6 protein-coding genes are annotated in these 9,639 nt (G+C 47.1%); 5 read left to right on the plus strand and 1 reads right to left on the minus strand.

The genetic code is table 11. From position 1 onward, the window contains the following. Window positions 1–251: 251 nt before the first annotated feature. Complete coding sequence (locus FC26_RS10000; RefSeq protein WP_057780178.1) at window positions 252–4,598, plus strand: 2-hydroxyacyl-CoA dehydratase; 4,347 nt, start codon at window positions 252–254, stop codon at window positions 4,596–4,598. Between the two features lie 36 nt (window positions 4,599–4,634). Here FC26_RS10000 and FC26_RS10005 read toward each other — a convergent pair whose 3' ends face one another. Next, complete coding sequence (locus FC26_RS10005) at window positions 4,635–5,210, minus strand: LOG family protein (protein WP_057780179.1); 576 nt, start codon at window positions 5,208–5,210, stop codon at window positions 4,635–4,637. Between the two features lie 364 nt (window positions 5,211–5,574). On the opposite strand from FC26_RS10005, the gene FC26_RS10010 reads away from it, so the two are divergent. From FC26_RS10010 to FC26_RS10025, 4 genes are all read left to right on the plus strand, one after another. After that, window positions 5,575–6,483, plus strand: coding sequence for a GGDEF domain-containing protein (locus tag FC26_RS10010; RefSeq protein WP_057780181.1), 909 nt, complete (start codon window positions 5,575–5,577; stop codon window positions 6,481–6,483). 10 nt (window positions 6,484–6,493) lie between these two features. Beyond that, window positions 6,494–7,612, plus strand: a complete 1,119-nt coding sequence (locus tag FC26_RS10015; RefSeq protein WP_057780184.1) for a GGDEF domain-containing protein — start codon at window positions 6,494–6,496, stop codon at window positions 7,610–7,612. An 81-nt stretch (window positions 7,613–7,693) separates the two neighbouring features. Next, window positions 7,694–8,557, plus strand: a complete 864-nt coding sequence (locus FC26_RS10020; protein WP_235809504.1) for a helix-turn-helix domain-containing protein — start codon at window positions 7,694–7,696, stop codon at window positions 8,555–8,557. A 149-nt stretch (window positions 8,558–8,706) separates the two neighbouring features. Beyond that, window positions 8,707–9,456, plus strand: coding sequence for a glucose 1-dehydrogenase (locus FC26_RS10025; RefSeq protein ID WP_057780187.1), 750 nt, complete (start codon window positions 8,707–8,709; stop codon window positions 9,454–9,456). Window positions 9,457–9,639 lie beyond the last annotated feature (183 nt).

Consider the following 9,639-nt stretch of genomic DNA (forward strand, 5'->3'; position numbering starts at 1 on the left):
TTAAATTAATTAATGCGTTTCCATTGTTATCATACCAGCTAATTAGCGAGTTTTCCAACATTATTCGCAAAAGTATCGTTTATTTAACAAAATGTATAAAATTGCTGATTGCAGTATTTTAGAACGCGGGTTAGAATGATTCTAAGATAGCATACAGAATGTCGGTTATTTAACGTTATGTCGGATAATCAATAGTTTAGAACGTATTAGAGACTGGGAATATAGGCAAGCGAAAAGTGGGGAGAGATTACATGGAGACACAACAGCTGTACGGTGGGATTGATGTTGGGTCAACAACCGTCAAATTAGTGATTATGGATGAAGCACATCAGACGTTATTTTCACGTTACGAGCGTCATTTTTCAGATGTTAAGGCGGCTAGCAAGCGCATTATTGAAGATGCCGAAAAAGAAATTGGTACCGATCAACCTATTGCGTTTACGATTACCGGTTCCGGGGGAATCGGTCTCGCTAATTTATTGAAATTGAAGTTTGTGCAAGAAGTGATTGCCTGCACGAAAACGGTCGAAACGCTGATCCCAGAAACCAATGTCAGCATTGAACTAGGCGGGGAGGATGCGAAGATCACCTTCTTCGGCGCATCTCTGGAACAACGAATGAACGGAAGCTGTGCCGGCGGGACCGGTGCCTTTATCGACCAGATGGCGACCCTGCTGAAGACCGACGCCAGCGGATTAAATGAACTGGCAAAGGACTACGATACCCTCTATCCGATTGCATCACGGTGTGGGGTGTTTGCGAAAACGGACGTCCAACCCCTGATCAATGATGGCGCCCGCAAGGAAGATATTGCAGCTAGTATTTTTCAGGCCGTCGTCAATCAAACGATTGCGGGCCTTGCTGCTGGTCATAAAATTAAAGGCAATGTCGCCTTTCTTGGGGGCCCGTTGTACTTTATGGATCAACTGCGGCTCCGGTTCATTGAAACGCTGAATCTAAGCGATGAGCAGGTTATCTTTCCGCCCGATCCACAATTATTCGTGGCAAAAGGAGCTGCTCTGTACGCTGAAGGTCAACCCGTAACCTCCCTTTGTGATTTGTTGCATCTTCTGGTTCACGGCGATGACTCTGTGATGCAACCATCACATTCTCTCGACCCACTGTTTAATGATGATGAAGAACTCGCCCAATTCCGGCAACGGCACGATCAAGCGCGGGTTGAGCAACGCGACTTGCAAAGCTACCGCGGGGTGGCCTTCCTGGGCATTGACGCGGGGTCAACGACGACGAAGATCGCGTTGATGAGTGACGACAATAAGCTACTGTATACCTACTACGATAATAATGATGGTGATCCACTTGCCAAGACGAAAATGATGCTTAAAGACCTGTATCAACAACTTCCTGAGGGCGTCACGATCGGTAAAGCGACGGTCACCGGCTATGGGGAACATCTGATTAAAAACGCGTTGAAAGTGGACGTGGGAGAAGTGGAAACGGTGGCCCATTACAAAGCCGCACACTACTTCCAACCCAACGTTGATTTTATTCTCGATATCGGTGGTCAGGATATGAAGGCCATGACGATTAAAAATGACGCCCTATCAACGATCAAGCTTAATGAAGCGTGTTCATCGGGGTGTGGGTCATTCCTTGAGACCTTTGCCAGTTCTTTGAAATACGATATCCGTGATTTTGCTCAGGCGGCGTTACTTGCCAAACACCCGTCTGATCTGGGTTCTCGGTGTACGGTATTCATGAACTCCAAGGTCAAACAAGTCCAAAAAGAAGGCGCCACGATCGGGGATATTGCGGCCGGTCTATCGATGTCGATCATCAAAAATGCCTTGTATAAGGTTATTAAGATCAAACGGCCAGAAGACCTGGGCGAAAATATCGTGTGCCAAGGAGGAACCTTCTATAACGAAGCCGTTTTGCGGGCCTTTGAAAAGATTTCAGGACGGGAGGTCATTCGACCGAATATTGCGGGCCTAATGGGCGCGTACGGGGCCGCCTTGATTGCTGAAGAACATTATGAAGAGGGCGACCAGACAACGTTGCTGCAACCCGCTGAGATGGATAGCTTGACGGCGACCAAGGAATATATGCACTGTGGTGGTTGTGAAAACAACTGTGCCTTGACGATTACCATCTTCAGTGATGGCCGGCGGTTTGTCACGGGTAACCGGTGTGAACGTGGTGAAGAACGGGGCTTAAAACTCCGGACCCATCACGAAAACGGCAAGGTTAACTTGGTCGAAGAAAAGTATAAGTTATTATTTAGTTACCGGCCATTGCGCAAGAAGCTCGCAACGCGTGGCACGATTGGTATGCCACGGGTCCTCAATATGTATGAAAACTATCCGCTCTGGCAGACGTTTTTCTCGCAGCTCGGTATTCGGGCTGAACTATCCCATAAGGGGAGCAAGGAACAGTATGAAAAGGGAATGGAGACCATTCCAAGTGATACGGTATGTTTTCCTGCTAAGCAAGTTCACGGACACATCCAAAACCTGATTGAAAAGGGTTATAAGACCATTTTCTACCCAGCGGTTGTGTACGAAGTGGCTGAAAATGCAGACGCCCAAAATCACTTTAACTGTCCTATCGTGCAATCCTATCCCGACGTAATCAAGAATAACGTGGATGAGATTCGCAGTGGACAAGTGGATTTCCGTGATCCATACCTCAACCTCGCGGACCATGAATCCACAGCCAAGAACTTGTACGACTGCTTTAAAGACATGGGTGTTTCTGAAAAAGAAGTGACCGACGCCCTTGAAGCGGGTTACAAGGAATTGGAACACTTTAAGCAACAGATTCGGAACCGCGGCGAAGACACCTTGATGATGCTTCGTGAAAAGGGTGAGAAGGGGATTGTGCTCGCTGGCCGCCCTTACCACTTGGATCCACAAATTAATCACGGGATTTCGCAGATCATGACGACAGAAGGCTTCCATGTTCTAACGGAAGATTCAATCGCGCACATGGGGGACGTAAAGGGCCTCCGAGTCGTTAACCAGTGGGTTTACCACTCACGGCTGTACGCTGCGGCCCGGATTGCGGCCAAGAATCCCGACCTTGAGTTTGTGCAACTGAATTCATTTGGTTGTGGCCTGGACGCCATTGATACCGACCAAGTAGAAGAAATTATGGCGCAGTACAACCGTATTTATACCTGTCTCAAGATTGACGAAGGGACCAATATGGGGGCTATCCGGATTCGGCTCCGGTCCTTGAAAGCAGCCGTTGAAGAACGGAAGCACCGGAAGATTCTGCCCGTTAAGCAGTTTGACAATGACGAACCAGTCAACTTTACCAAGGATATGAAAAAGGAAGGGTACACGTTGCTGATGCCGATGATGTCACCAATTCACCAGCACGGGTTGGTGGATGTTGCATTACGCGCATCCGGCTACAACGTTGTGAACCTGCCAATGGCTGACCGGAAGGCGGTTGACGTCGGGCAAAAATTCGTGAACAACGATGCATGTTATCCAGCCATCATCTCAATTGGGCAAATGTTAGAGGCCCTGCAAAGCGGCAAGTACGATCTGAAGAAGACGGCCGTGATGATGACACAAACTGGTGGGGGTTGTCGGGCAACGAACTATATTCCGTTGATCCGGAAGGCCTTGAAGGATGCCGGTTTTCCACAGGTTCCCGTCGTTTCAATGTCGATGGGGAATCAAGGGGTCGAGCAGACACCAGGATTCAAGTTGACGTTACCACTCATTAAACGGGTTGCGATTGCCTTTTTGTATGGGGACATCTTCGAACGCGTTGTTTACCGGACCCGGCCATATGAAATGGAACCGGGAACGATCGATAAGATGCACGAAAATTGGTTACAACTGGTGAAACCGAGCGTTGAAAAGGGGAGTTTTTCCGAGTTCAAGAAGAATGTGGCCGAAATTGTCGAAGACTTTGATACGGTGCCACTCCGGCAGGTTTCAAAACCCAAAGTTGGTCTGGTAGGTGAAATCTTAGTGAAGTATTCACCAATTGCCAATAACAACATTGTTCGATTATTGGAACGTGAAGGAGCCGAGGCCGTGGTACCAGACATTGTCGGCTTCATGAACTATTCCTTGTACAACCAGATTTACAAGTATCAGGAATTCGGTGCTTCCAAGAAGGCAAAGATTTTTGCCGAAATGGCGATTAAGCTGATCAAATGGTGCGAACAACCAATGCAAAAGGCGTTGACCGCCTCGAAACGGTTTGATGGCATTACGGCGATCGAAGAATTAGCTGATGACGCCAGCAAGATTTTGTCACTAGGGAATCAAACCGGTGAAGGCTGGTTCCTGACGGGGGAAATGATTGAATTGCTGAACAGTGGTGTCCCCAACATTATCTGTATGCAACCATTTGGCTGTTTGCCAAACCACATTGTTGGTAAGGGGATGGTCAAGGAATTGCGGCGGCAGTACCCAGGTGCCAATATTGCCCCAATTGATTACGATCCCGGAACGTCGATTGTGAACCAGTTGAACCGGATTCGGTTGATGTTAGCCACTGCCAATAAGAAATTACGTCAAGAAAATGATCATGGTCGCCAGATTTCACGAGAATCGGTTGGGCGGCGTGAATCACAGGAACTGCTCAGTGCCGTTTCTAAATTAGAGCGTTAAAAAAAGAGCGTAGCCTTGAAGGAGGCTACGTTCTTTTTAATTGGAGCCGGATGCATCGAGGTGACTGTGTTGTGCCCCGCTGATCAGTTGTTCCAATAAGTCTTGATAGTTATTGCTAAATAGGCAGTTATTGACCACGGCCGGATTCATGAATTGCTCTGTACTGCAAGTTTCCAGCAGTGTTTTCAGTGAATCGTAGTAGCCGTGCATGTTTAAAATTCCCATTGGTTTGGTATTGATGATCCCAATATCCATCCAGGAAAGGGCTTGGGTGACTTCTTCGAGCGTTCCAATCCCGCCAGGAAACACCAAAAAGGCGTCTGCTTCTGACATCAGTAGTTCCTTGCGTTCGTCGATCGTTTTAGTAGTGATCAACTTTGTGGCGTTGTGGCGGGGTAATTCAGATTTGAACAGGTTCTCTGGGTAGATCCCGAGAACTTCGCCGTTATTTTCTAGTACGGCTTGGCTGATGGTGCCCATGATGCCAGATTGCGACCCGCCATAGACGAGTTCAATATGGTCCTGGGCCAGTTGGGTGCCAAGTTGCTTAGCGACGAGTTGGTATTGGTTGGCGCGGCCAAAGCGGGCCCCGCAAAAAACAGTTAATTTCACGAAATCACTCCATCTTCTCTAAATGCACGCTTTCTAGTTTACACGGAAACGGACAAAAAGCAAAGAAGAGCCGTCCGATCCCTTATTTTTCGCGGTCTGGTTTGGTATACTGACACTAGGAAATATACGGAAAGTTGGGAACACGATGGCACGGTTCGGGTACTATTTCATATTGACCGTTTTTTCATGTTGGGTTTCGCGGTCTTTTTTCAACAACTCTTTCAAGTTGCACAGCGTCAATTAATGAGTCATCACGAATTACAGCACGCCAAGCTGGAATTCACGCCGGCACTATTTGCTTGCGTGCTTTCTGATGATTGTGATTCGGCTATTATCGGCTAATATGACAGGAACAGTGTATTGGATGTTGATTAATTTGAACCTGTTGGTGATTAATTACAGCGTGATTATCTTAGAATCAAAGTTTAGTTTTATCCTGTTAACGATTACGAACGGCATTGTGTTAATTATTAGTACTGGAATTATGGTGAGTCTGGGAATTTGGGCGGCTTTTGCGGCAGTCATGGCGTTGTTTTACGTTCAGCACCTGCGGATTCGCCAGTTTGATAAACATCCCTTTTTGTACGTCATTTTCCCAACGTTAATTGGCCCGATAGTCTGGTGGGGCTTTATGGTTCAAGTGGGCCGGGTATACAAACTCTCGTGGTTTCAGACCGGTACGATGATGGGCTCGTATGCCGTAGCGATGATTGTGGCTGTCCTGTACACCGTTTATGTGCACCATGTGCGTCAAATCGATTCTAAGTTTGCCAAGGAAGCCAAGTACGATGGGCTGACTGGATTTAAAAACTGGAATGCGTTTCGGGTGGAATTTGAAACCTACTTTCGGCGGGCACGGGAGCATACGGGCTTGTCGATCGCGACGATTGATATCGATAAGTTTAAAGCGATTAATGATCAGTATGGTCATCTGGCAGGTAATCGGGCGTTGATTAGCTTTGCTAACTGCATTGTACAGACGCAAAAACAGCAGGGCATTGCGTGCGAAAACTACCGCACGGGTGGGGAAGAATTTACGGTTATTTTTCCCGGAATGGCAGTTGATCAGGCCCAGCGGTACTGTGATGACTGGCAAAATGCGATTCGGCAAATGACAGTACACTACGGAAAAGAACAGATCAAAATGACCATTTCAGTTGGGCTCACGGAGGTTAAATCGACAGATCGAACGGCGACACACATTTTTCAACGTGCTGACCAGAACCTATATCAGTCGAAACGTCAGGGCCGTGATCGATTAACTGTGGGATAGGAGCGCACTCATGGACGTGATTTTAGCAATTTATAATATTGTGATGGCTTCGTTTTTCATGATTGGGGCGACGACGATTTTTCGCCTCGTTTTGCGACGGACGGAGTTAGCGCAAATGCGGCAACACCAGTTGAAACTATCGATCCTTGAATTTCCGGCTATTTTATTGTTGTGTCTTACGGTGTTGGCCTTACGCCTCATGACGATGGGACTAGCGGGTCCCGATTTTTGGCTGATTGTTAATTTACAACTCCTATTAGTGGTATACGGCATCATGAATTCCGCGAGCTTGTTGAGCTATCAAACGTTAGCGGTCACGGTCATCCTATCCTTTACCACGTTTCACTGGCATAATTTCGCCATGATCGGGCCACTCCTTTTGAGCTTAGTAGTGGTCTATTACCTGACGAAATCGTTAGGGCAACGCGCGAATCGGTTGCGGTATCATGCCACTGTGGCGCTGGTAATTGGGATCATTACCTGGATGGCACTCAAACTAAGTGGCCTCGTGACGTGGTTTGAAATGACGCTGATGTTGATCGCATTTGTCGTCACGGTCGGAATGGTGCTGGTGCAAGGCGATCAGCTAAATAAGGAACGTCAGGCCAGCTCCCAACTGGAACAGGCTGCCCGCCATGATGGGTTAACGAGTGTTAAAAACTGGAATGCCTTTCGGGACGATTTCGAACGTGAATTTGACCGGACGCCAACGGACCAGTTGCTGACGATTACGACGCTCGATATTGACCACTTTAAGGCGATTAACGACCAGTACGGCCATTTGACGGGAAATCAGGTATTAGTGACGTTTGCCAATTTGATGACTGAATTGTTGGACGGCTATAACGCGGGATATCAGTTTTATCGCACGGGCGGCGAAGAATTCACTTTTTTCATGCCCCAGACGTCCTTGGAGCAGGCCCATCAAATTGGTGATGCCTGCCAGCGCGCGATTCGAGCGCTAAAAATCCCAGCTGATAAGCAACTGATCCAACTAACAGCGTCGATGGGGATGACCACCAAACAAGCATTTGATGAGGATGCCACGGCCACCTTTCAGCGTGCGGATCACTACCTTTATTTAGCGAAACAGCAGGGACGTAATCGAGTTGTTAGTAGCGAAAATTAAATTAAAAAATTAGATTATACTATAATAATTTTAATTATTATAAAATTCTGATAAAATGAAACTATTAATAAAAAAATTGGAATGATCACTGTGAATATTGAAAAGTTTATTGAAACACGTAAAAAAATGGGATTGTCTCAAGCAGAACTCTGTGATGGGATCTGTACACAGGCAACCTTGAGTAAGTTTGAAAATTCGGGTAAGGCACCAGCGATTCGAATTTTGATTCAGTTGTGTGCGCGGCTAAACTTAACGTTAGACGATGTGTTCCCAATTACCCTGCATTCGCAGACCAAGCAGGAACGGATGCTCGATGAAGCAGAATTTATGTTAATTACGAGTGACTATGAGCAGGCCAAGGAAAAGCTAGCGAAGATCAAACCTGAAAAATTAACCGCGACGACCAAGATGCAGTATTATTTTGTGACGGGCTATATTTCAGCGCTGACGAACCGGCCGATTATCGACACGCTCTTTTACTTTGACCAAATTATCAACGGGTTGGACGAACATCACGAAACGATCTACTCGCAGCTGGCCTTTACCGGCATCGGCATTGCCTACAGCCATGACGAGGAACTTGATAAGAGCGAGTTCTACTTCCAGAAGGTGTTTGAGGGGTTGCACGAACTACCATTAACCGATGATAAGTCGATCTGGCGCGCCCTGAACATGATCTTTTACACGGCCGAATTCTTTGCTCAAATCGAGGACTACGCCACGAGTGATTCGTTGTTAGATTACGGGTATGAAGTCTGCGCGAAGAATCATATCACGTACTATGTGGCACGAATTCGGTACCGGCAGGCGCAAAACGCGCAGGCCACGCACCAACCAACGGTCGCGATTCAGGATATGCTGAACGACGCCCGGGCCTTCGCTAAAATCAATAATAATCAAATTTTGTTGCAGTGGATTAATAGCAACGAACTAAATCTGAAATAATTGTCATCGTAAAACTGGGACCGACCCTTTGAGATCGGTTCCAGTTTTTGTTAGGTTTTTCGGTGAAAATCGTATCAGTTGTGAAACGGCTTTCTTAATGCTAGCATAAAATCAGTAATCAGCTAAAAACTCGAAACGGAGGAATTATGATGACAGATCGATTAAAGGATAAAGTTGCAATTGTGACCGGTGGGGTTGCCGGAATCGGCCTCGGAATTACCGAATGCTTTGTACGTGAAGGGGCGAAAGTTGTCGTTACGGCCAACCATAATGTCAAAGGTGGTCAAGCCGCCGAAACTAAGTTTGGTGCAGACCGGGTGCTCTTCGTTCAACAAGATGTGGCAACTGAAGACGGCTGGGACAAGGTGATTAAAGAAACCATCGCCAAGTTTGGCAAGCTTGATATTCTGGTCAATAATGCCGGTGTCGGTGGGGATGGAACACCTATCGAAAAAATGAGCCTCGATAACTGGAATCAGGTCATGAATATTAACCTGACTGGTAACTTCCTCGGTGTACGGGCCGCAATCAACGCCATGCAAGAAACTAATCATGGACATGGTTCGATCATTAATGTGTCATCAGTGGCCGGCCTGGTGGGTCTCCCAATGGCACCTGAGTATTCTGCATCAAAGGGGGGAACGCGGATGTTCAGCCATGCCGTGGCATTATCATTAGCCCAACGCGGTATTGATATTCGGGTTAACTCCGTGCATCCCGGGTGGATCGATACTAACATTATCCCCGACCAAGCACGGGATGCAATCCTGAAGACCATTCCTGCTGGTCACCTTGGTGAACCGAAGGATATTGGTGAAATTTGCGTTTACCTTGGTAGCGAGGAATCGAAGTATGCCAACGGGGCTGAATTTACCGTCGACGGTGGCGTACGGGCCTAGCGTCGGTTAATAATTGAATGAGAGTTGAAGAGAGTGGGCAAAAAGGCGTTTTGACTTCGAGCATAGCCTAGAAAGCCGAATGATTCGTACTTTGAATCGTTTGGTTTTCGTAGCTAAGCAGAGAAGTCAGCGACTTGTACTTGCCGAATCTCGGCTTAGTACAATCGACATCGACGCATAGCT

Source organism: Paucilactobacillus vaccinostercus DSM 20634, assembly GCF_001436295.1.
GTDB lineage: Bacteria > Bacillota > Bacilli > Lactobacillales > Lactobacillaceae > Paucilactobacillus > Paucilactobacillus vaccinostercus.